18 protein-coding genes and 1 riboswitch are annotated in these 23,019 nt (G+C 38.2%); of the genes, 15 read left to right on the forward strand and 3 right to left on the reverse strand.

Annotation, left to right across the window (positions count from 1 at the left end):
- Window positions 1-68: 68 nt before the first annotated feature.
- The 4 genes from QNH29_RS05025 to recQ all read left to right on the forward strand — a co-directional run bounded on the left by QNH29_RS05025 (window position 69) and on the right by recQ (window position 6,667).
- Window positions 69-1,256, forward strand: coding sequence for an MFS transporter (locus QNH29_RS05025; protein WP_283863748.1), 1,188 nt, complete (start codon window positions 69-71; stop codon window positions 1,254-1,256).
- 379 nt (window positions 1,257-1,635) lie between these two features.
- Window positions 1,636-2,784: an acyl-CoA dehydrogenase family protein gene (locus tag QNH29_RS05030; protein ID WP_283863749.1), complete on the forward strand. Its 1,149-nt coding sequence runs from the start codon at window positions 1,636-1,638 to the stop codon at window positions 2,782-2,784.
- Window positions 2,785-2,798: 14 nt separating this feature from the next.
- Window positions 2,799-4,361: a fatty acid--CoA ligase gene (locus QNH29_RS05035; RefSeq protein ID WP_283863750.1), complete on the forward strand. Its 1,563-nt coding sequence runs from the start codon at window positions 2,799-2,801 to the stop codon at window positions 4,359-4,361.
- A 176-nt stretch (window positions 4,362-4,537) separates the two neighbouring features.
- Window positions 4,538-6,667: a DNA helicase RecQ gene (gene recQ / locus QNH29_RS05040; protein ID WP_283863751.1), complete on the forward strand. Its 2,130-nt coding sequence runs from the start codon at window positions 4,538-4,540 to the stop codon at window positions 6,665-6,667.
- Between the two features lie 116 nt (window positions 6,668-6,783).
- Here the strand turns inward: recQ and QNH29_RS05045 are convergent, their stop codons facing one another.
- Window positions 6,784-7,572, reverse strand: coding sequence for a formate/nitrite transporter family protein (locus tag QNH29_RS05045; RefSeq protein ID WP_283863752.1), 789 nt, complete (start codon window positions 7,570-7,572; stop codon window positions 6,784-6,786).
- Between the two features lie 191 nt (window positions 7,573-7,763).
- Here QNH29_RS05045 and yfkAB point away from each other — a divergent pair, with 191 nt between their 5' ends.
- The 8 genes from yfkAB (at window position 7,764) to QNH29_RS05085 (ending at window position 17,165) form a co-directional block, all read left to right on the forward strand.
- Complete coding sequence (gene yfkAB, locus QNH29_RS05050; protein WP_283863753.1) at window positions 7,764-8,882, forward strand: radical SAM/CxCxxxxC motif protein YfkAB; 1,119 nt, start codon at window positions 7,764-7,766, stop codon at window positions 8,880-8,882.
- Window positions 8,883-9,051: 169 nt separating this feature from the next.
- A riboswitch (SAM riboswitch) is annotated at window positions 9,052-9,159 on the forward strand.
- Between the two features lie 157 nt (window positions 9,160-9,316).
- The gene (locus tag QNH29_RS05055) at window positions 9,317-10,426 is read left to right on the forward strand and encodes a sugar ABC transporter substrate-binding protein (RefSeq protein ID WP_283863754.1); all 1,110 of its coding nucleotides are present in this window, start codon (window positions 9,317-9,319) and stop codon (window positions 10,424-10,426) included.
- A gap of 109 nt (window positions 10,427-10,535) precedes the next feature.
- Window positions 10,536-11,297, forward strand: coding sequence for a threonine/serine exporter family protein (locus QNH29_RS05060; RefSeq protein ID WP_283863755.1), 762 nt, complete (start codon window positions 10,536-10,538; stop codon window positions 11,295-11,297).
- 13 nt (window positions 11,298-11,310) lie between these two features.
- A complete protein-coding gene (locus tag QNH29_RS05065) occupies window positions 11,311-11,763 on the forward strand; it encodes a threonine/serine exporter family protein (RefSeq protein ID WP_283863756.1) in 453 nt (150 codons plus the stop codon).
- A 147-nt stretch (window positions 11,764-11,910) separates the two neighbouring features.
- On the forward strand, window positions 11,911-13,455 hold the full coding sequence (locus QNH29_RS05070) for a spore germination protein (protein WP_283863757.1): 1,545 nt from the start codon (window positions 11,911-11,913) through the stop codon (window positions 13,453-13,455).
- The gene (locus tag QNH29_RS05075; RefSeq protein WP_283865537.1) at window positions 13,455-14,552 is read left to right on the forward strand and encodes a GerAB/ArcD/ProY family transporter; all 1,098 of its coding nucleotides are present in this window, start codon (window positions 13,455-13,457) and stop codon (window positions 14,550-14,552) included. The genes QNH29_RS05070 and QNH29_RS05075 overlap by 1 nt, the downstream gene beginning before the upstream one ends.
- Complete coding sequence (locus QNH29_RS05080; protein WP_283863758.1) at window positions 14,549-15,667, forward strand: Ger(x)C family spore germination protein; 1,119 nt, start codon at window positions 14,549-14,551, stop codon at window positions 15,665-15,667. The genes QNH29_RS05075 and QNH29_RS05080 overlap by 4 nt, the downstream gene beginning before the upstream one ends.
- A gap of 469 nt (window positions 15,668-16,136) precedes the next feature.
- A complete protein-coding gene (locus tag QNH29_RS05085; RefSeq protein WP_283863759.1) occupies window positions 16,137-17,165 on the forward strand; it encodes an ion channel in 1,029 nt (342 codons plus the stop codon).
- A gap of 28 nt (window positions 17,166-17,193) precedes the next feature.
- Here the strand turns inward: QNH29_RS05085 and QNH29_RS05090 are convergent, their stop codons facing one another.
- Together QNH29_RS05090 and QNH29_RS05095 are read right to left on the reverse strand one after the other, a co-directional pair.
- Window positions 17,194-17,583 carry a DUF350 domain-containing protein gene (locus QNH29_RS05090; RefSeq protein WP_283863760.1) on the reverse strand — a complete coding sequence of 130 codons (390 nt, stop codon included), beginning with the start codon at window positions 17,581-17,583 and terminating at the stop codon, window positions 17,194-17,196.
- Window positions 17,577-18,812 carry a glutathionylspermidine synthase family protein gene (locus QNH29_RS05095; protein ID WP_283863761.1) on the reverse strand — a complete coding sequence of 412 codons (1,236 nt, stop codon included), beginning with the start codon at window positions 18,810-18,812 and terminating at the stop codon, window positions 17,577-17,579. The genes QNH29_RS05090 and QNH29_RS05095 overlap by 7 nt, the downstream gene beginning before the upstream one ends.
- Window positions 18,813-19,271: 459 nt before the next feature.
- Here QNH29_RS05095 and QNH29_RS05105 point away from each other — a divergent pair, with 459 nt between their 5' ends.
- The 3 genes from QNH29_RS05105 (at window position 19,272) to QNH29_RS05115 (ending at window position 22,863) form a co-directional block, all read left to right on the forward strand.
- Window positions 19,272-19,721 carry a hypothetical protein gene (locus QNH29_RS05105; protein ID WP_283863763.1) on the forward strand — a complete coding sequence of 150 codons (450 nt, stop codon included), beginning with the start codon at window positions 19,272-19,274 and terminating at the stop codon, window positions 19,719-19,721.
- A 291-nt stretch (window positions 19,722-20,012) separates the two neighbouring features.
- A complete protein-coding gene (gene bcaP, locus QNH29_RS05110; protein WP_283863764.1) occupies window positions 20,013-21,428 on the forward strand; it encodes a branched-chain amino acid transporter BcaP in 1,416 nt (471 codons plus the stop codon).
- Between the two features lie 184 nt (window positions 21,429-21,612).
- A complete protein-coding gene (locus QNH29_RS05115; RefSeq protein ID WP_283863765.1) occupies window positions 21,613-22,863 on the forward strand; it encodes an ATP-binding protein in 1,251 nt (416 codons plus the stop codon).
- Window positions 22,864-23,019: the final 156 nt, after the last annotated feature.

The raw sequence follows: 23,019 nt of genomic DNA on the forward strand, positions 1-23,019 counted from the left end.
TTTAGTGATGCGAAATAAGTTAAATTTTTCCGCGATTTTTCTACAGGAAGATAGATAGGGGTGTTTCTTTGAAAGAACGTTTGTGGACAAAATCATTTATTATGCTGATGGTTGGAAATCTTTTTGTGTTTATGTCCTTCCAAATGCTTATTCCAACTTTACCGCCCTATATTAAATCGATAGGTGCAAGTGGACTGGAAATTGGCTTGGTTACTGCCTTGTTTTCGGTCGGTGCTGTGCTAATTAGACCGTTTATCGGGTATATGCTTGAATACAAACATAGAAAACCTCTGGTATTAATTGGAGCAGTCATTCTTTTAGTTATAACAATTCTATATCCAATCTCTAGAATTGTCATGATTTTCCTTCTTATTCGATTTGTGCATGGCCTTGCTTGGGGTTGGTCAACAACCGTGAATGGTACAGCGGCAGTTGATGTCATTCCATTTTCTAGGCTTGGTGAAGGCATGGGCTATTTTGGGTTATCAAATACAATTGGGTATATCATTGCCCCAAGTTTAGGAATCTTCTTATATAACGTTACTTCATTTACTAATCTTATAGTTATTTCAAGTGTTTTAGGATTTATCTCGGTAGTAATGCTCACGCTTGTAAACTACCGGACACCTGAAGTGGTTGTTAATACAAAAAAGCAGGACCTTAAGTTCTCCTACCTAGGTTCTTTAGTGGAAAAATCGAGCTGGTATCCTGCTTTTATTACCTTCATTATTTGTCTTGGTTATGGCTCAGTCTCAACTTTCATCGTCATCTTCGGGGAAGAAAGAGGAATAGACCAAATCATCTTATTCTATATTCTCAATGCAATTGTCGCGACCGCGGCAAGACCATTCGCGGGAAAGTGGTTTGATGAAAAAGGCCCGATTGCCATGGTCTATTTCTGTATTTTGGCTACCTTTATTGGGTTATGGGTCCTTTCGTTTGCCCAAACTAATTTCTTACTAGCTGTAGCTGGTGGACTGTTTGGAATTGGATTTGGCTGTGCCTTGCCTATCTTACAATCCTGGACCTTATCTATGACACCCGAAAATCGAAGAGGTGTAGCGAATGGAATGTTCTTTTCCGCGATTGATTTAGGAATTGGCTTAAGTGGGTTGATTTTCGGTGCAATAGCTTTATTCACTGATACTGCAAATCTCTTCCGAATAAGCAGTCTATTTTTAATTATTGCTATCATATTAACTATGTTAGAAGTTAGAAAAAAAAGAGGTACTCCAAAGGAACGAATTGTCTCATAAACAAAAGGTCAGGACCTCTAGTAAAAGAGGGGCTGACCTTTTTTAATATAAATATTTTTTATAGTAAAATATTCTAAATATTCGTTACATTTGTTACAATAGGATTGGAATATAGGTAACTATTAATATGGGATTGCGTCCACATGAGCGCAACCTTCACGCAGCACCATTCATCTACCCATCACAGTTAATCTTTTCCTAATTTCAGTGTTGCTCTAGGGCCACACTCATCTTCCATTGTGACTTTCAACCTGTCAAAACACTTCAAACCATTCAAGAATTTAAATTACTCACTTCTTTGGTGTTCCAGCTCAATACGATTTATCCTCCATAAGTAAAAGCTTAGGATTGGTTATAAGTAGAAAGCGAGGCAATCACAATGAAACTACACCCCTATTTAACGGAAGATCATGAAATATTCCGCAAGTCATTAAGAAAGTTTTTGGAGAAAGAGGCTGTACCTCATTATGAGAAATGGGAAGAGGAGAGAATGATTCCACGTTCCTTATGGAGAAAGATGGGAGAGCAAGGTTTCCTTTGTCCAGATTTAGATGAGCAATATGGCGGCAGCGGTGTCGACTGGGGGTTCTCTGTTGTTATAAATGAAGAGTTAGAAAGAGTGGGTTCAGGTCTAGTAGGGATAGGTCTGCATAATGATATTGTTGTGCCTTATATCAATTCATTTGCCTCAGTGGAGCAAAAACAACGCTGGCTCCCTCGTTGTGTTACTGGAGAACTGATTACTGCTATTGCTATGACTGAACCTGGCACTGGTTCTGATCTTGCCAATATTAAAACCACTGCAAAGCTTGAGGGTGAGCACTTTATACTGAATGGACAGAAAACTTTTATTACAAATGGAATTCAATCTGATCTAATCCTCGTGGCTTGTAAAACGGACACTAATGCAGTACCAAAGCATAAAGGGGTGAGCTTGCTCTTAGTTGAAAGGGATACACCTGGTTTTTCACGGGGCAGAAAGCTGAATAAAGTCGGACTTCATAGTCAAGATACCGCCGAGTTGATTTTTGAAGACTGCAGAGTACCCAAGCAGAATCTACTTGGAGAAGAGGGTAAAGGGTTTCTCTATATGATGGATAAACTCCAGCAGGAACGTCTTGTTGTAGCGATTGCAGCACAAACAGCTTCAGAAGTCATGCTCCAAGGAACCATTGAATATGTAAAGAGTCGTGAAGCCTTTGGAAAGCCTGTCAGTCAATTCCAAAATACTCAGTTTAAAATTGCTGAAATGGCAACAGAGGTGGAGATGGGAAGGGCGTTCTTAGACCAGTTAATATCTGAACATATAGATGGTCAAAATGTTGTGACAAAGGTATCAATGGCGAAATGGAAGCTGACGGATACTGCTAAGAAAATTGCAGGAGAATCCCTGCAGCTTCATGGCGGCTATGGATATATGGAAGAATACGAGATTGCAAGAAGATTTCGAGATATTCAGGTTTCAAGTATCTACGCTGGTACGAATGAAATCATGAAAACTATTATTGCAAAAAACCTAGGATTATAATTGGGGGAGATTCGATGACAACTACTATTGGACAAATTTTTGACTTAACGGTAAAAAGATATCCGAATAAGGAAGCTATTTATGATGTTAGGAAAAATGTTCGCTATACGTATAAAGAATGGAGCGAGCAGGTAAACAGGCTTGCAAATGCATTGGTGAAAGAGGGTGTAAAAAAAGGCGACCGAGTTTCCACATTCATGTTTAATACGGAGGAATTAGGGACGGCTTTCTTTGCCTGTGCCAAGCTTGGGGCGATCTTTAACCCCATTAACTTTCGCTTAACGCCTGAAGAGGTCGCTTTTATTATTTCAGATGCGTCGCCTAAGGTGGTTCTTTTTGAAAAGGCATTGGAACCTGTCATTTTGGCGATTGAAAATCGTTTTAATTCAACTTCCTTTTGGTTTATAGACGAGGAAGCACCAGCCTATGCAGCAAGCTATCAGGAAAAATTAGCTGCTGCTTCAAACGAAGACATTCAAGCTGAAGTAAATGAAAATGACATCTATGCGTTTATTTATACGAGCGGGACCACCGGCAGACCAAAAGGCGTGATGCATAGTCATCGAAATATGGTGGACCAAAGTGTTCTCTGTATTGCCTCCCAAAAGCTAGAAGCAGAAGATGTAGGTCTTGTGACCGCACCAATGTTTCATTGTGCGGAACTGCATTGCGCCTTTTTGCCGAGGATTCATGTGGGGGCCAGAAACGTCATTCTCCACCAGTTCAATCCAAAACTTATTCTTCAGTTAATAGGGCAAGAGAAGATTACGAAATTCTTTGCAGCGCCAACCATGTGGAACATGCTGCTGCAAGAAGATTTAAGTCAGTATAATACTGAAAGTCTTAAACTTGGATTGTACGGCGCCGCACCTATGGCACCTTCGCTCGTTCATGCGCTCCATGATCGTTTTGGAATTGGGTTGGTTCAAGCTTATGGAATGACCGAAATGGGACCAGCGATTACCTTCCTTTCGGAGAAAGATCAGCTAAGAAAAGCAGGATCAGCAGGGCAGGCTGCGATTAACCACGATATTCGTGTCGTTCGTACGAGAGAGGATGGCTCGTCTGATCCGGATGATATCGTTCCTGTAGGAGAAACAGGGGAAATTATTGTCAAAGGTCCTTGCATGATGATTGGTTACTTTAATCGAGAAGAAGCAACAGAAAAGTCGATGTATAAAGGCTGGTATCATTCAGGCGACATCGGTTATCTAGACGAAGAGGGCTTCCTCTATGTCAATGACCGGGTTGATGACATGATCATCAGCGGCGGGGAAAATATTTATCCACGTGAGGTAGAGGATATTTTACATGCACATGAGGGTGTATTAGATGTCGCAATTGTCGGCCAGCCGGATGACCGCTGGGGTGAAACAGTTACTGCTTTTGTAGTAAAAAAGGACCCTCAGCTAACTGAGCAGGCTCTAGAAGACTATTGTAAAAACAGTGATAGTCTCGCGAACTACAAACGCCCGCGTAAATATGTATTTTGTGAAGCGCTGCCGCGAAACGCGAGTGGGAAGATCCAAAAATTTGTATTGCGGAAGCAGTTAGAAGAGCTGTTTACACAGGGGTGATGAAGGGAAGGTCGTTGAGCATGGCTCAGCGGCCAGTTTCTTAATGTTTTACTGGCGGATGGCGAAAAACACTGGCGCATAGCAAGAAAATACTGGCGGATAGCCGAAATACCTCTCGGACACACATAAAAAGAGGTATAATAATAGAAGACTAAATAGTAGAAGGGGGAGACGTTTTGTTATTTGAAAAAGCTCAACGATTATTAGAATCTCATTTTGGATATTCATCCTTTCGAAATGGGCAGGAGCGTGCGATCCAATCCGTTTTAGCCGGTGAAAATACGATTTGTGTTATGCCAACTGGCGGTGGAAAATCGATTTGTTATCAAATCCCTGCACTTGTTTTACCAGGTACCACGATTGTAATATCCCCGTTAATCTCACTTATGAAGGATCAAGTCGATGCCCTCGTACAGGTAGGAATTCCTGCAGCTTTTATCAATAGTTCACTAAGTTACAACGAAGCAAATGAACGAATATGGGAAGCCAAACAAGGAATGTACAAGCTCCTTTATATAGCCCCCGAGAGATTAGAATCACGTGAATTTATTGAAGATCTTAAACAAATGGATATTCCATTGGTAGCAGTCGATGAAGCCCATTGTATCTCCCAATGGGGACATGATTTTCGCCCCAGCTACCGCCATATCCAGCAAATGGTCGATAGTCTTCCACAAAAGCCAAATGTATTGGCGCTGACTGCAACCGCAACACCAAGGGTCCGAGAAGATATCTGTGAAACACTCGATATTGATGAAGAAAATTCTATCATTACTGGATTCGAACGAGAGAATCTTACGTTTGCTGTGATTAAAGGTCAAGACAGGCTTCGCTATATAAAAGATTACTTAAAAAAGAATGAAAAAGAAGCCGGCATCATTTATGCGGCCACCCGGAAAAACGTTGACCAGCTTTATGAAAGACTCAAAAAAGAAAATATCAATGTCGCCCGGTATCATGCAGGAATGGGGGACGCCGAGCGCATACGTGAGCAGGACAGATTTTTGAAAGATGAAGCCTCTGTTATGGTTGCAACATCAGCTTTTGGGATGGGAATTGATAAGTCCAATATTCGCTATGTCCTCCATTTCCAACTTCCGAAAAATATGGAGAGCTACTATCAGGAAGCGGGCCGTGCGGGAAGAGATGGACTAGATAGTGAATGTATACTTTTATACTCCTCCCAGGATGTGCAGGTTCAGCGTTTCTTAATTGATCAATCCAGCGACCGCTCTCGCATTCATGCGGAACTAGAAAAGCTGCAGCAGATGGTTGATTATTGTCATACAGAAAACTGTTTACAAGAGTTTATTTTAAAATATTTTGGTGAAACAGAAACAGAGTCATGCGGGCGATGCGGCAATTGCCTTGATTCCCGCTCAAGTATTGACGTAACGAAGGAAGCACAAATGGTCATGTCTTGTCTCATCCGGATGGGGCAGCGATTTGGCAAAACACTTATAGCTCAAGTATTAACCGGTTCAAAAAATAAAAAAGTTACCGAAATGGGCTTTGATAAGCTAACCACTTATGGAATCATGAAGGAAAAAAATTCGAAAGAAGTCAGTGATTTTATTGAGTTCTTAATCTCACAAGAATTAATTGCGATTGAACAAGGACAATTCCCAACCTTATATGTGTCTCCTAAAGGGAAAGAAGTCTTGCTTGGAAATGTACAAGTTCAACGTAGAGAAACAGTTAAAGTTAGAGAAATTTCAAAAGATGACCCATTATTCGAGGCGTTACGCGAGGTAAGGAGAGCAATAGCTGAAGCTGAAAATGTGCCGCCTTTTGTGATATTTTCAGATGCTGCGCTTAAAGACATGTGTGCCAAACTGCCAACAACAAACGAAGAATTTCTAACTGTAAGCGGTGTTGGGGAACACAAGTTAAAAAAATATGGACTTGATTTTATCCAAGCCATTCGCGTATTTTGCGAAGCAAACCCTGATCGAAAGCCAGAGAGAAATGTAGCAGCTGCTCCCAAAAAGCCGTCAAAAAAGGCAGTTGGTGATTCTCACTTAGAGACGTTTCAGTTGCACCAGCAAAACTTATCCTTAGAGGAGATTGCGGCAAAACGTGAACTCGCACTGAGCACAGTTGAAAACCATTTAATTCAGTGCGCCCAACAAGGAATGGAAGTAGATTTCAACCTGCTCATTCCCGCGAAATACATTCATCTATTAGAAAATGCGGTAGAAGAAGCAGGCAGAGATCGCTTAAAGCCAATTAAAGAACAGTTGCCGGAAGAGGTAAGTTATTTTATGATTAAAAGCTATCTTTATTTTTTAAGTAAAAGAAAATAGATAGATATATTTTTAGAATATTCACATTTTATTTGTCGTCTGCCGTGTTAATTTGTTGATATTTCCCGGGAATTTGTCGATACAGAAACGGCCGTATGCAAAGCATACGGCTGTTATTATTCTTGGTAATCGTCCAAAAATGGCTTATTCACAAAATGATACATCCAAGCCATCAAAATACCGCCGCCAATCAGGTTGCCAATGGTTACTGGTATTAGATTATGGATAACCCCATCCCATGAGATCGTTCCAGGATGGTTGAGAACTAGAGCAATGGCAAATGTACACATATTGGCAATGCTGTGCTCATAGCCGGAAATAAAAAAGCAGAACACAAAAAGGATCATTGAAAACATTTTTGGTCCGTCGCCTTTTAGACCCATTGGTATAAAGAAGGCAAGACAAACGAGCCAGTTACAAAGAATAGCTCGAAAGAACAATTCCATCGTTGGTACGTGCATTTTCTTTTCCACAACACTCAATAAAAAGCCATTAACCGATGATTCTTCATAAAGGCCCGTTGTAAAAATTAATAGTGCGAAAACTGCAGCTCCTAAAATATTTCCAATATAGCTGCTAACCCAGAGTTGAGTTACTTCTAACCAAGCCATTTTCTTTCTTAGTGCTGCATAGGTGTAATAAAAAGTATTACCAGTAAACAAATCTCCTCCGCCATAGGCAATTAAAATAATCGCTGAACCGAAAGTTAGAGCGGCCATTGGGTAGGCAAAAGGGGAATGTTCTAAATAAAAGTAGTTACCAGTCTTAAAAGCAACAATTACACCAAAACCGATAAACATACTTGCAAGCATAGCTCTTAAAATATACCGTAACAGGCTTTGTCTAAAGATTTTTACCTTCTTTAAAGCCAGTTTTTCGACTTCGCTTAAGAGTGGCATTTCCATTTTGTAATCACCATCCATAGATAACAAATTCTATCTTTTTAGTCTCAATCATAGTACATTGATTTATGCATGTATAGAATAATAGAACATTTAAAAACATAAATTTTAAAAAAAGCCATAAATTAGCCATAAACACCATATATCAGCTATAATGAAGTGGTTTTTCTAATATTGATTTTAAGGAGTTTGCTATGTCCTATTTGAAAAAGATAACCCCTGAATATGATCCGTGGGAAGCCTATAATGATATAAAGCGATACGGTAAACCGCAGCTGACCAATATTGAATTCACAACGACAAACTTATGCAATATGCGCTGTGAGCATTGTGCAGTAGGGTACACCCTTCAAACAAAAGATCCTGAAGCAATTCCACTGGAATTGCTTTTGAATAGGTTAAATGAAATTCCAACTCTTCAATCATTAAGTATTACAGGCGGCGAGCCGATGCTTTCGCTGTCTTCTATAAAAAATTACGTGGTGCCAATTTTAAAATATGCTCATGAACACGGTGTACGGACTCAGATTAATTCCAATTTAACACTCGATTTAGCGCGTTACGAATTAATTATTCCTTATTTGGATGTACTACATATCTCGCATAATTGGGGTACAGTGGATGATTTTGTTGAGGGTGGATTTGCTAGGATGGCAAACAAGCCTGATTACAAACAACGTGAAAAGTACTTTACTAGAATGATAGAAAATAGCAGGGAATTAGTGAAGGCAGGTGTAATGGTATCAGCAGAAACAATGCTAAATAAACGAACATTGCCGCATTTGGAAAAAATACATCGCCAAATAGTTGATGAAATGCTCTGCCAGCGTCATGAAGTTCACCCTATGTATCCAAGTGATTTTGCTAGTAATCTAGAGACATTATCGCTCAATGAAATTAGGGAAGCTATTCATCATCTTTTAGATATTCGTGATGAAAACGTATGGATGCTTTTCGGGACACTGCCTTTTTATGCTTGCAGTCATAAAAAAGAGGATTTAGAGCTTTTAACTAGACTCTATAAAAGCCGAAATGTAACGGTCAGAAATGATCCAGATGGCCGTTCCCGTCTCAATGTTAACATCTTTAATGGAGATATTATTGTTACGGATTTTGGTGATACACCTCCATTAGGGAATGTGCTAAATACCAAGCTGACCGACGCGTATGAAAACTGGCAATCCTCTGCAATTTCTAAGGAATTGAGTTGTCATTGTCCCGTTGTATCCTGTCTTGGTCCAAACATTTTAGTTAAAAATAGTTATTATCAGGATTTGGATTTTTCTAAGCTCCAAAGTAATATTAGCAAATAAAAAGCAGGAATTCCTGATTTCTTATTTGCAGTTTTAGTATGACCTGCCGATAAATACAGCAGAAAATCTAATTTTTTACTCTATTAAAAATTTTTAGATAATACTATTGACAAATTGTTAATAGAAGATTAAATTTAGTTTAATACTTTAATCAAGTAAATAATACGTTCTCTTATCAAGAGTGGCAGAGGGACTGGCCCGATGACGCCCAGCAACCGTTCCGTTCGGAATTGGTGCTAAATCCTGCAAAACAAGTAATTGTTTTGAGAGATAAGAGAGGAGTAGTCCTTATTTTGTGATGAAACCTCTCTTTTCTGGAGAGGTTTTTTGTTTTTGTCAAGCTATAGGTAGGCGCCTTTCGCTTTTCTGACAAAACTCTCCAAGGAGCAACGTTGGTAGGAATGCACGTAAAACAAAAAAGGGGAGCTTTTATCATGAAAAAATATTTTTTAAAGAGCACATTTGTATCTGCGATTGCAGCGACATTATTGCTTACGGGCTGTGCTTCTGGAGGAGAAACAAAGCAGGCGACTGGAAATACAAAAATTGAGGGAGTTCCAGAAGTTTTCGCAAAAGGAGATCAGCCAAAAATAAAGGTAATTCGAAAAATTGGCGGTGACGACCATACTGCTCAATTCCTAGCTGGTTCCAAGCAAGAGGGTGAAGCGCTGGGATTTAAGGTAGATGTGTTTACTGCCAATGGAGATACAGCAAAATTTCATGACGCCATTAATCAAGCTTTGAATCAAGATTATGATGGATTTATAATTTCCCATGGTGACGATGACGCCACTATTAATGATGTTAAAAAAATCGTAGATGCAGGAAAAAGTGTTGTTGCATTTGACTCGAATGCCAATCTAACAACAGTGGATGGGGTTACGCTTACATCACAGGATGATGAAGCGCTGGCGACGCTGGCACTGGACCAATTAGTAAAAGAAGCAAATGGTGAAGCGAATATAGCTTATTTATGGGTGGATGGATTCCCGCCAATGGTTCGTAGAAATAAAGTTTACCAGGATGTCTTAGAAAAGAACCCAGGAATCAAGGAAGTGGAGCGTTTTGGTGTAGCTTCTGCCGATACAAGTGTACAAACACAGAATGCAGTTGCGGCGATGTTGAACAAATATCCAAAAGGTGAATTGGATGCGATTTTTGCAACATGGGACGCTTTTGCCATTGGTGCTGCACGTGCACTTAAGGAAGCGGGAAGAGAAGAAGTTAAGCTTTATGGAATCGATGTTTCAAATGCAGATTTACAAGAAATCCAAAGAAAAGGCAGTGCTTGGAAGTATACTGCTGCAGTGGATCCAAAACTAATTGGTGCAGTGAATATGAGACTATTAGCGAAGAAATTAGCAGGTGAAGAAACTCCTCAAACGTTTGATCTTGAAGCGTCATTAATCTCGCAAGAAGACCTTCAAAAATCAACCGAACCGGTTAACATGGTGAACCTTGCTGATATTATTCCTGGCTGGGGTCAATCTACTGCTTTTGAAGAAGAATGGATGAAGAAGTTAAAAGAGCATTATAAGAAATAAATTACTAGGACGCCTTCCAATGTGAAGGCGTTTATCTGTTGATAAAGAGAGTAGTTTTGATTAAACTTAGGAAATCATAGGAAGAAAGAATAGTTGTGGTGAAATTGAGATGGAAAACCAAAAATCACGGACATATGAAATAATGGAGGTCTGTCTGCTTGCGGGAAAAATCATGCTGCAAAGCGGCGGAGAAACCTATCGTGTGGAGGATACGATGATGCGGATTGCTGCAGCCTTTGGCATTAAAAATACTCATAGTTATGTAACGCCAACAGGAATCTTTTTTTCTGCAGAGGGAGAAGAACCTTCTAAAACCAAATTAATTCGAATTATGACCCGCTCTACAGATTTGAAAAAGGTGGCTTTGGTCAATAGTATTTCGCGAAAAATAACCAGCGGTGATGTCAGTCTTAAAGAGGCATATTCCTTATTAAAAGAGCTCGAAGAACTTAATGTAACTTTTCCATTCATGGTTCAGGTTGCAGCAGCCTCCATTGCCAGTGGTTGTTTTATGCTTATGTTTATGGGTGAATGGATAGATTTTATCCCTTCAATGATAACGGGAGGATTAGGTTATTTCGGGTTTTTATATTTTCATCGCTTTATACCTATTAAGTTTTTCTCAGAATTTTTAGCTTCATTTATTATAGGGCTGCTTTCGGTAATCTTTGTAAGTACAGGAATAGGTCAGCAATTAGATAAAATTATCATTGGTTCGGTTATGACATTAGTTCCAGGGCTTTTACTTACAAATGCAGTAAGAGACCTAATGGCAGGGCATTTGGTGTCAGGTTTATCAAAAGGTGCTGAAGCCCTCTTAACAGCCTTTGCTATAGGATCAGGGATTGCCGTTGTTTTATCATTTTTGTAATTGGAGGCATAACGTGGATATTATCGGGCAATTAATTACCAGCTTCGTTGCCACTGCCGCTTTTGGGGTCATTTTTAATGCACCAAAGGAAACATTAGTTAAATGCGGACTTGTTGGGATGGGTGGATGGATTATTTATTATCTTTCAGAAAAATATACGGATGATGCGGTTTTAGCAACACTTGGAGCTACTCTTTTTGTAGGAATCGTCAGTCAAGAGTTAGCTAAATTTTATAAAACACCGGTCATTATTTTTAGTGTTGCAGGTATCATACCATTAGTTCCTGGCGGTTTAGCATATGATACGATGAGGAATTTTGTTGAGGATGATTACTTTGAAGCGCTGACCTTAGGTGCAAAAGTGACGATGCTATCAGGTTCTATTGCCTTCGGTCTTGTTTTTTCTGAAGTTATCAATCAAGTCGTACGGAAAATTAGAGGAAGTAAAATGTTGAAGTTCAAATAACATTAAACTGGAAAAAGGCAGAGGATGGTCTCCTCTGCCTTCTTTTGCTTTGAACCTAGCTGAACCTCTATGTAACTTAGTTGAATATCCTGCCAAGTTAAGATACAAACTAACCTATCATATTCCATAAATAGGTGGGATTATTCTATGGTTTTTTTTCGAAAATATCGTAATAAAAAGGCTCAGCAAAGTTCATTCAAAATACAGCACAATAATCCCGCAAAAGAACGTATAAGTCCACTATTATTAGAGAATGTTGCAGAAATACAGAAGATTTTTAGCGATACTCCAGATTTGGTTGTAAAGAAAATTGTCATAAAACAAACAAAGTGCCCAGCGGTTCTTGTTTATTTAAGCGGTCTTACAGATACAAAGACCATTCATAATCATGTTTTGAGTCCGCTTATATTTGAAGCTAATCAGGAGGATCAAGACTTTGAAGTACAAGTATCACTTGGTCAGGTAAAAGAAAAAGATACTTGGCAGGATATTGAAAATGCAATTTTACAAGGAAATAGTGTTTTGTTTATTGATAAGCGGAATAAGGCATTCATCTATGATACACAGGGATGGCCACAAAGAGGAATCGAAGATACAAACATTGAGTCTTCCTTAAGAGGTGAACATGTAGGGTTCACAGAAACTGGAAGTAGCAATATTGCTATGATCCGCCGGCATATCCAGAACCGAGAATTAAAGATGAAGGAAATGACTGTTGGGGCTAGAGGGAATTTGAAGCTTACGATTATGTATTTAGCCGATGTTGTAAATCCTGAAGTATTGAAGGAACTTTTGGACCGAATAAATAAACTTGAAGTCGAAAGTATTTTAAATGCCGCTTCTTTAGCAGAGTATATTGAGGACAACCCCTATTCTCCGTTTCCACAATTATTTTTAACGGAACGTCCTGATTTCGCTTCTGGAGAAATTTTACAGGGGAGAATTGTAATAGTAGTAGATCGCTCTCCAAATGTCTTAATTGGACCAGCAACATTTGAAATTTTCTTCAAGAGCATGGATGATTATGGAGCAAGGTGGTTGGTTGCCTCCTTTATTAGGCTAATGAGATATTTTGGATTTTTTGTGGCAATATTTTTACCGGCAACCTATATTGCTGTTATTGCCTTTCATTTTGAGATAATCCCGTTAAAGCTGCTTTTATCCATTGGTGCGTCTCGAGAACGGGTTCCATTTCCGCCTTTTATTGAAGCTATTGTTATGGAAATCACTTTAGAAATGTTGCGGGAAGCGGGTATACGTCTACCAGCCAAAATTGGTCAAACCGTTGGGATAGTCGGTGGTATTGTCATTGGTCAAGCCGCTGTAGAGGCAGGGATTGTAAGTAATATCATGGTAATTGTCGTAGCATTGACTGCTATCGCTTCTTTTATTATTCCGAATTATGATATGGGTGCAGCTATTCGTATGCTTCGATTTCCAATGATGGTCGCAGCATCATTATTCGGGTTTGTGGGAATCACAGTTGGATTAATGACATTAATTATTCATTTTATTTCACTCGAGTCTTTAGGTACACCATATGGCAGTCCGATAGCTCCTTTACGCTTCCCGGATTGGAAGGATTTATTTATACGTTTTCCAGCGTGGTCTATTGTAAAGCGTCCTGAAAGTACAAGAGCTATTCAATGGAAAAAAGCAAATTCAAATCGTCCAAAGGGTGACGAACATTGATGAAATATACACAAAATCAAGTTACATTCATGCAATATATCTTTTTAATTCACGGTGTGCAGGTTGGAGTCGGTCTTTTAACATTGCCGCGTGAATTAGCTGAAAAAGCAGGAACAGATGGATGGATCTCCCTCATTATTGGCTGGTTATTTTCAACAATAGCGAGTTTAATCATTATACAGGTGATGAAGCATTACCCTAATGGAACCATTATTGATCTAATAACCCATTATCTTGGAAAATGGTGCGGGAAAATCGCAGCTTTTATCTTTATTTTGTATTTCGCTTTTATAGGCTCTATTGTTTTTGTTAGAGAAGGGTTATTTATCCAATTTTGGGTCTTATCACAAACAAATCTGCTTATCATACTATTGCTCTTATCCATTCCCAGCTACCTAATTATCCGAAATAATATAACGATATTAGGCAGGTATGCTGAATTGGTATTTTTTTTGACGATATGGGTGCTCTTCTTTTATTTAAATCCATTAAAAGAAGCTCACTGGCTGCACCTGTTTCCTATTATGAAAGAGGGATGGCTTCCGATACTAACAGCAGTAAAAACAACGATTTTCTCCTTTATGGGATTTGAGATTGCGTTCTTTCTCTATCCTTTTTTGCAGCAAAAACATAAAGCCTCTATTGGAATATTCATTGCCAATACACTTACACTGGTTGTATTTTTAGTTGTAACGATCGTTGCTTTTACATTTTATAGTCCAGATGAGATTACCCAGTATAATGAACCGACGATTAATTTGTTAAAAATAGTTGAATTCAAATTTTTGGAACGGTTGGAAATTGTCTTTTTATCTTTGTATATATTCGTAATATCTACGACAGTCCTTCCAATGTTTTTTGTGACTGTATTTTCTGCTAGTCGATTATTTGGTAAACAAGATCACAGTAAATATGTAATATGGTTATTACTTTTTAACCTTGTTTATGTTTTTTTTCTACCCCAGTCCTTTGAGAGAAACAGACAGCTTCAAAATCTAGGAGAACCCATTAGTGTATTACTAGAATATGCTTTTCCACTTTGTTTATGGGTATATCTCTTGATATATTCTCGCCTTAAAAGGAGGACGATAAAATGAAACGGTGGTTTTATGCGACTCTTTTGATTTTCGTTATCGTTCTACTTTCTAGCTGCGGCAAGAAAGCGCCTTTAGAGGATTTGACACTTGCCCTAATTCTTGGCATTGATCTTGATGATGAAAATAACCTTGTCTTTTATGAAATAAATCCAGTTTTTAGTGAAGGAGCAAAGAAAGGAACTGAATCGTATGAAGTAAAGGCGAAAACAATACGAGAGTCAAGAAGACTTTTTGACTCTTTGACAACAGGAGAGGTAACGGCTGGGAAGATTCAAGTATTACTAGTAGGAAAACGTGTCCTGCAGCATGGTGATTGGTTTCCAATATTAGATACCGTGTATCGAAATCCTGCATTTTCCATGAGTACAAGAGTAGTGACGGTTGATGGTCCTGTTAAAGAAGTTGTTTTTCATAATCCAGAAGAGAAACCACAATTATCTTTACATTTAAAAGCATTGATTGATAAGAACTATGACCGAACGAGAGCGGTAAAAGGTACACTTCAAGAACTGCATAGGGAGATATACGAGAAGGGTACAACCCCTTTTATTTCGGAAGTGAAAAAAGAAAAAAATATCGAGCTGACAGGAATATCTCTTCTTGATGATAAAGGGAAATATGCTCAATTTCTTAATGTCCCTGAATCTTCTTTATTATTGATGTTACAGAATAAAAAGAGGCATGAAATCACCTTGACAATTCCCGTTCTTCCAAATGAAAAAGAGAAAAACATCTTCCATAAAAATGTGATAAGTTTTGCGGTTAATAAAGTAAAAACGGAGATCAAATCGGGATATAAGCAGAATAAATTTCGTTTTGATATTAAGATTAAAATGACCATTAATATTGTAGAACGTTTATTTCCAGAAGATAAGCTAAATAATGGACAGTTAACTAAGAAGATTGAAAAAGTGGTAAAAAAACAAACCGAGGACCTCATAAAAAAAATCCAAAAAAAGAATATTGACCCTATCGGACTTGGCCTTTACGCCCGTGCGTACCAATATACCCATTATAAAAAGGTAGAAAATAATTGGGGACAAGCATTGGCTGATTCTGATGTTAATGTATCTGTAAAAATAGATATTAATACTAAAGGGGCTGTTGAACAATAAAAAAATGGGGGCTCTTGAAATTGGACGAAGGCAGAGGAATATCCTCTGCCTTCTTTTGCTTAGATCCATATGGGATCACTATAGTAACTTGTGAATGGTTGTTTCAATGTTCAGCCATCGCAAGGTAAAAATTTATATATAATAAATGGTATTAAAAGACCAATTTGCCGCGGTTACTCTTCCACCTGATGGTTTTATACCTAAACGACGTAAGCCCTGCCTCTCTTACATCCTTACGGCTCCGAAGCCGATCCAGTGTGAATAGTTTTACTTTTAAAACATAAGCAGAATGCCAGAATAAAATTCTTACATTGCGTTATCTATTACAAGTTACATAATTTATGAAGCACAATTAATAATATTACACCATGCTGTTGAATAAGTCAATATGAAATGTAAAAAAGGAAATAAGGAATATTTAGTAGAAGTATTGAGTATAAAAAGCAAAGAGTAGAAAGGAGGGAGAAAAATGCTTTTTTTTCGAAAACTATTTCTTACTGCCTCGAGATATCGGTATCGAACAATCATCCTAATTACCTTGCTATTTATTTTATTAAATGCAGAAATTATGAGGGTTATAGAACCGAATACGTTTGAAAACACTTTGCACGCAGTGTGGTGGATACTTACTACGATGACAACAGTAGGCTATGGAGATGTATATCCTGCTACAGAATTAGGAAGAACCTGGGCTATGATGGTCGTCTATACATTAGGCATCGGGCTGTTTGGTACCGTTATTGGGATTATAGTAGAAGGGGTCACACAATATAAAAAGCGGAAGGAGGAGGGGAAATTGTTTTATAAAGGTGAGAATCATTTTGTCATTATTGGCTGGACTGCCAAAAGCAAGAGTACGATTAAGGAATTATTATTAGGTGATGAAAAAACAGATATCATATTAATAGAGGAATTTGAAAAGACTCCGTTCGAGCATGAACGTTTTCACTATATTCAGGGAAGTCCGACGGATGTAGATACATTAAGAAAGGCGAGAATTGAACATTCCAAAGCTGTTTTGCTCTTTGCGGCCGAGGGTATTGCCAATCCGGACTTAGTGGATGGAAAGACTCTTTTGGTGGCATCTTCCATTGAACGTTATGATGAAGGAACAGAAAAAAATATTTATACGATTGCAGAAATCGTAAATGAAAAGCATGTAGATAATTTTAAGCATGTTAAAATCGATGAGTTTATTTTATCAAATGGCTCTGTGTCTAACCTAATGGCGAAGTCTGCCCAAATGAAAGGAGCCAGCCATCTATTTACACAATTGCTTAGCAGACAGGATGGAGATGGGGGAAGTGATCTTTGGGAAGTCAGCCTGCGACCTGAGTGGAGAACCTATGGTGCAGCATATGAAGAACTTAAAGAAAAAGGAGCTCAGCTCATAGCAGACCGGAATGATTTGAATATACTCAACAAATGGAATGAACCTATTCCTAAAGAGGCTAGATTATTTGTCATATGTGATAAGTATACGTACCAAAGGCTATAAAAAAACGCATCTAGGGAGATGCGTTTTTTCAATATGTCAAACAACCAGCAATAACAATCCCGATAGATACAGATAATAGCAGGAGAAACAGACCGACTGCGGTGTTATTTTCTTCAATACTCTGTGATACATTAAAATGTCGAGGTGTGAGCCATTCGGTGAGATAGAACACAATAATCTGTGCTGCAATTCCTACCGCTCCCCAAATCACCATATCTACTAACGAGATGGAGTTTGCAAGAGCCGAATATAAAACAATCGCCAGTCCAAGAAGTCTTCCTCCCAGTACATAGCTTGCAGCTTTATTTCCTTGCGCCATTAAAGAAAATTCTTTAACCTTTGTAGTAATTTCCATTAAAAATAATCCAACAATTAATAATCCTAATGAAACAGCCAAATAAATTAAGAAATTTAACAATTAAATCCCTCCTTTTTAATTCCTACTGGTAAGAAATAAGATTCGTTACCGGTGATTTTTCCGCCAGCACGGATTCCGATACTGCTTGGTTTCCCAGCGATAAGGAAAGAACCAAAAACCATTGATAGTTCTTCGATACCTTTTTCTGTTTCAAGTGAAACAACAGGAAGCTGTACATACGATTGATAGACAGGAAGTTCGTTACGGTAGGTTTGGAAGGAATTGTGCGCGTCTACCTCGCAATGTGCATCCCAAATGGTAATGGTATCTCCTTCCCGCCCAAATGAAGGTTTTTGAACATAAGCAGTGGTACCGGCAAATCCATCTGCTTCAAGATAAGTAGGCAGCATATAAGCTTTTATCCAATTCTGTTCTTCCTTCGTATAAAATCCATCATTTTCTGCCAAGCCCCATATCAGACATTGAATGGACTTAGGCTGCAGCAGAAACGCTGAGACAGGATTCACAATCGACAATTTTTGGTCCTTAACAAGCTGTAATAATTCAATTCCTACAAAATCCCCTGTATTAGGGTCCTGGTCCTCGAGTAAATGTTCTAGAGGGTAGGTCTGACGATATAAAACATCGATTGGTACACCGTTAGCATCTAAAAGTGCGTCCTCTGTAATCCGCAGGTCGGAAATGGGAAGGACTTGATTAGAAACTGCGCATAACTCACTTAAATACACCGTAGTATTCCAATCCTCCATATGGTCTCGATGGGCAGTGAAAACGATATTAGGGGACTCGCATCCCTTTGCGGATTCAAGGACTGCCTTTGTGATACCGGAAGCAAGAAGTCGTTCTTGGTTTACGTTCGGATTATGAAGCCCAAATTCTGAACAAGCTCTCCCATTAATTTGGAAACATTCGACGATAAAGGTAGGAGTATCAGCATTAAACTCAAGCATTTTTACTCCGTTGCTGGTTAAAGCAAAATCAAATCGCGAGATGATGGATTCAGGAAAAAGATTTTTTAACCGAAGAAAGGGAAGACTTGCGGCTGGGAATCCAAGTTCAAGAAGCTGTTCGTCTTCAAGATTGCGCAGGAGACGTGCAGTTTTAAAAAAGACACTGCCCAATCGTTCCGTTGCTTCTTTCAAAAGGATATGTGTCTGTTCTGTGATGCTATAAACATGATAAAGACTGTATTCACTCCCGTATAAGTCCGACCAAAAGTCAGGGAATTTGGAGTAAAACTTTTTTCGTTCCGTCGTGTACGAGGACATGATTAACCTCCAAACCCACCTTTTGAGCTGCTCCCAAATCCGCCCTTGAATGTAGAGGAAGACTTATAAGATTTGTAGGCCGAGGAATTTAATAATGCGGATCTATTATGGAAAAACATCCCCCCGTAAAAGAAGTGGCCATAGTGACTTGAACGAGTGTCATCGCATTGCCAAACTCCTTCATCATCATCCCATTCCCAATCAGAACAGTCTGTGTCTTCCGGTACTGGGGGTAAGTCCTGGGCCTGGGAACAACCGGCCAGGGTGGTTCCAGCCATAAGAGAAGTAAGGACGCCAGTGATTAACCATTGGGTCTTCTTCACCTTCTCACGCTCCTTTGTAAATGTTTAGCGCAAGCGGCAAAGGCGCTTGTGCTTTTCTTCGTTATAATTACATTATAAAAGTAAATTTTAGGAAAACAATGGTAAGATAAAAAGAAAAAGAAAAGAGGGATGGAAAATGAGGTTAGAATATCGACTTGATGATGCGATAAAAAAATATCCCGCCTTGTGGAATTATCAAAACATTACTCCCGTTGAAGCAGTGGCAAGAATGACTTGCGAATTTTTCGTGAAAGAAGGAGAGACATTTGCGGTAAACGCCACTGCGATGGACCCGGATGGAACGGCAGTTTTGTATGTAACAAAAGAAAGCTACACCAATGATTCCTCGGATACAATCTATTCTCACATTGGTTTTGAAGTAAGGGAATTGAAGGACGCATCATCTATACTAGTGGAAGAAAAAAATGTCTGGAACCATGAAGAGATACTGGCAACGCTTCATTCGGACTTTATCTACATTAAAAAGGAAGGTAAGTTTTTAGAGTTTGGACTCGATTCACGAGAGATAGATGAGGATCGAAGATGTTACGTTTTTTATGGCACCTTTACAGGCAAAAGTCTATAAGGTTTTAATTGCAATATATTTTTATTGGTAAGTAAACTAACCTCTTTATAGGATGGTTAGTTTTTTTATTTTTTAGAAAGGCTGGAAATTATTTTACTAATATAATTAGCATTCGATGTCGGGAATAATATATAGAAGTAAATAGCTCGCTGATAATGGTATAATTAGGAAAGTAATTTAATTTTTCAAAATATATTGCTTTATTAATAAATTAATTATATTATACCGATATATATTTTTGAGAGAAACTTTTTCAGAAGATTTCGACTTTAGGTCGTGGAGGTAATAGACATGGATTTATTTAGGAAAAAATCAATTACTGATTTAATTAAGGAGGCTGGACAAAAAGATATAACCTTGAAGAAAGAATTAGGTGCATTCGATTTAACGATGCTGGGGATAGGTGCAATTATTGGGACAGGAATATTTGTCCTAACAGGAGTTGCAGCAGCCGAGCATGCAGGCCCAGCACTTATTATTTCTTTCATTTTGTCAGGACTTGCGTGCGTATTTGCAGCGCTGTGCTATGCGGAATTTGCTTCAGCCGTTCCGGTATCAGGCAGTGCTTATACCTATAGTTACGCAACGTTCGGGGAATTAATTGCTTGGATATTAGGATGGGTTTTAATCCTTGAATATGGGCTGGCTTCCTCAGCAGTTGCCAGCGGCTGGTCAGGTTATTTTCAAGGGCTTCTATCAGGCTTTGGAATACACCTTCCTAAAGCAATATCGAGTGCTTATGACCCGGCAAATGGAACTTTTGTTGACGTACCGGCCATTGCAATTATTTTCTTTATTACATTGCTTTTGACACAAGGAGTTAAAAAGTCGGCACGTCTTAACACGATCATGGTTGTAATTAAAATTGCTGTAGTGCTTCTATTTATTGCTGTTGGTGTTTGGTATGTAGAACCTGCAAATTGGACTCCGTTTATGCCGTTTGGTGTCTCAGGGGTTGTAACAGGTGCAGCAACTGTATTCTTTGCGTATATTGGCTTCGATGCCGTTGCCACAGCTGCAGAAGAAGTAAAAAACCCTCAAAAGAACATGCCAATAGGGATTATTGCGTCATTGGTTGTTTGTACAACTTTGTATATTACTGTCTCTGCTATCTTAACAGGAATTGTTCCTTATACAGAGTTAGCTGTTAAGAATCCAGTGGCATTTGCGCTGAATTATATTAATCAGGATTGGGTGGCAGGTTTTATTTCATTGGGGGCAATCACAGGGATTACTACCGTTTTACTTGTCATGATTTATGGACAATCAAGACTGTTTTATGCGATTGCACGCGATGGTTTGCTGCCGAAGGTATTTTCAAAAGTAGACAAAAAGAAGCAAACACCCATTGTAAATTCATGGATTACCTGTGTATTAGTAGCTTTTTTTGCAGGTGTTTTGCCGTTAAGTAAACTTGCGGAACTTGTTAACATTGGAACACTATTTGCTTTCATGACAGTTTCTATTGGAATTCTATATCTTCGTAAAAATAAGCAAGCGCCGACTACAGGCTTCAGGGTACCATTTGTTCCGTGGATTCCTATATTAGCATTCGTATTCTGTGGATATTTAGCGCTCCAGCTTCCGGCTGCTACATGGAAAAGCTTTGGTGTTTGGCTTGTGATTGGGATACTGGTGTATTTTGGATACGGACGTAAACACTCCAGGTTAAATGAAAAAGGAGAAAGAATGGATAAAGTAAGCTAATTCAATAGGTTTAAATGTATAAAAAGGACTTGGATTCATTCAAGTCCTTTTTTATATTTGAAAAGGATTTTGTCGAATAGCATCGAATTTCCAAAAAAAACTTCAAGATTTTTTTTGGATTGATGATAGAATAGTAGGAGATAATTTGAATCGAATTTTAATGAATACCTAAGGGAGTTCCAGAATGAAAGAAGGCAACCTAGTTCATAAATTACTCTACGAAGAAACTAAAGCAACTAAGCTATTTTTGTGGTTATTTTATATTTTTTTCATAGCTTTTGAATTAATTTATTATTATATTTTTCCGAATTTGTATAGAGATGGGGAGATTAGTAAACATAGAGAGGGATTGGGATTATGGTACTACTTCTTTATTTTTGTTATATTCCCCTTTGTGATTTATTTTAAGAAAAAAGGGAATCCCTATATTATTAAGTATCTCTATTTCTGTACCTATATTGTTATTGATACCGTCCATAACTTAATTATTTATATGGCAACGGACAAACAATTTGCCGCAGGGAGTATTGTCGAGGTAGTTTTTATTCTTTTTTCTCCTATTTTTGTAAACAAAAAATATTTTTGGACAGTTTCTATTGGAATGGTGTTAAAATATGGTCTAATTGGAATTACTATCCATGATGTTCAGGTTGTGGCTCCTATGGTCATATATGTAATCCTTTCAGCAATTGCCTTGATTATTTTAATTCGTTTTGAATCATATTTACATTCCTTAACGAATGCTTATGAGGAACTTCGAAGGAAAGAAAAACTCGCTGTAATAGGTCAAATGGCAGCAGCTATTGGTCATGAAATACGAAATCCGCTTTCTTCCTTAAAAGGGTTTACACAGCTGCAGCAAGAAAGGTATCCAAATACAAATGATTTCTATCCGATTATGATACAAGAAATAGATCGGATTAATTCAATCGTGGAGGATCTTATGACACTTGGAAAACCCAAGGAAATTAAATTTTCAAAAGTTAGTATTGAAGAAATTATTGCCTACACCCTATCAATTACACAACAACAGGCCGAAAAACATGTGGTTTCAGTTGAAACAACGATAGCTGGACCACTTCCTCCAATCGATTGTGACAGCAAACAGTTGAAACAGGTTTTTATTAATTTAATAAAAAATGCAATTGAATCTATGCCTATGGGTGGAAAAATAAAAGTAAATGTAAAGGTTTTAGATGGTACTAAGATGGATATTTCAATTCAAGATGAAGGATGTGGTATAGATGAGGAGAGCATTCCAAATCTTGGTGAACCATTCTTTACCACTAAAACCGATGGTACAGGTCTTGGATTAATGGTCTCAAACCAAATTGTTCAAGACCATCACGGGAATATTTCGATTAAAAGCAGTCCTGGAAAAGGTACAATGGTCAATGTGACACTACCAATTTCACAGATTAATAGAAAAAATTAATTCTATAATAATTCTATAATTATACAAAAACTATCAATTTAATATAGTACAAAGGTATCACTAATGAGATATAATGTAGAGGTAAACAGAATTATATAGTTTTTTGTTAGAAAATGGAAGTAAATATAGGTATAAAAATACTTATATCTTTTCTAA

This window comes from Neobacillus sp. DY30, assembly GCF_030123065.1.
Classification (GTDB): domain Bacteria; phylum Bacillota; class Bacilli; order Bacillales; family Cytobacillaceae; genus Neobacillus.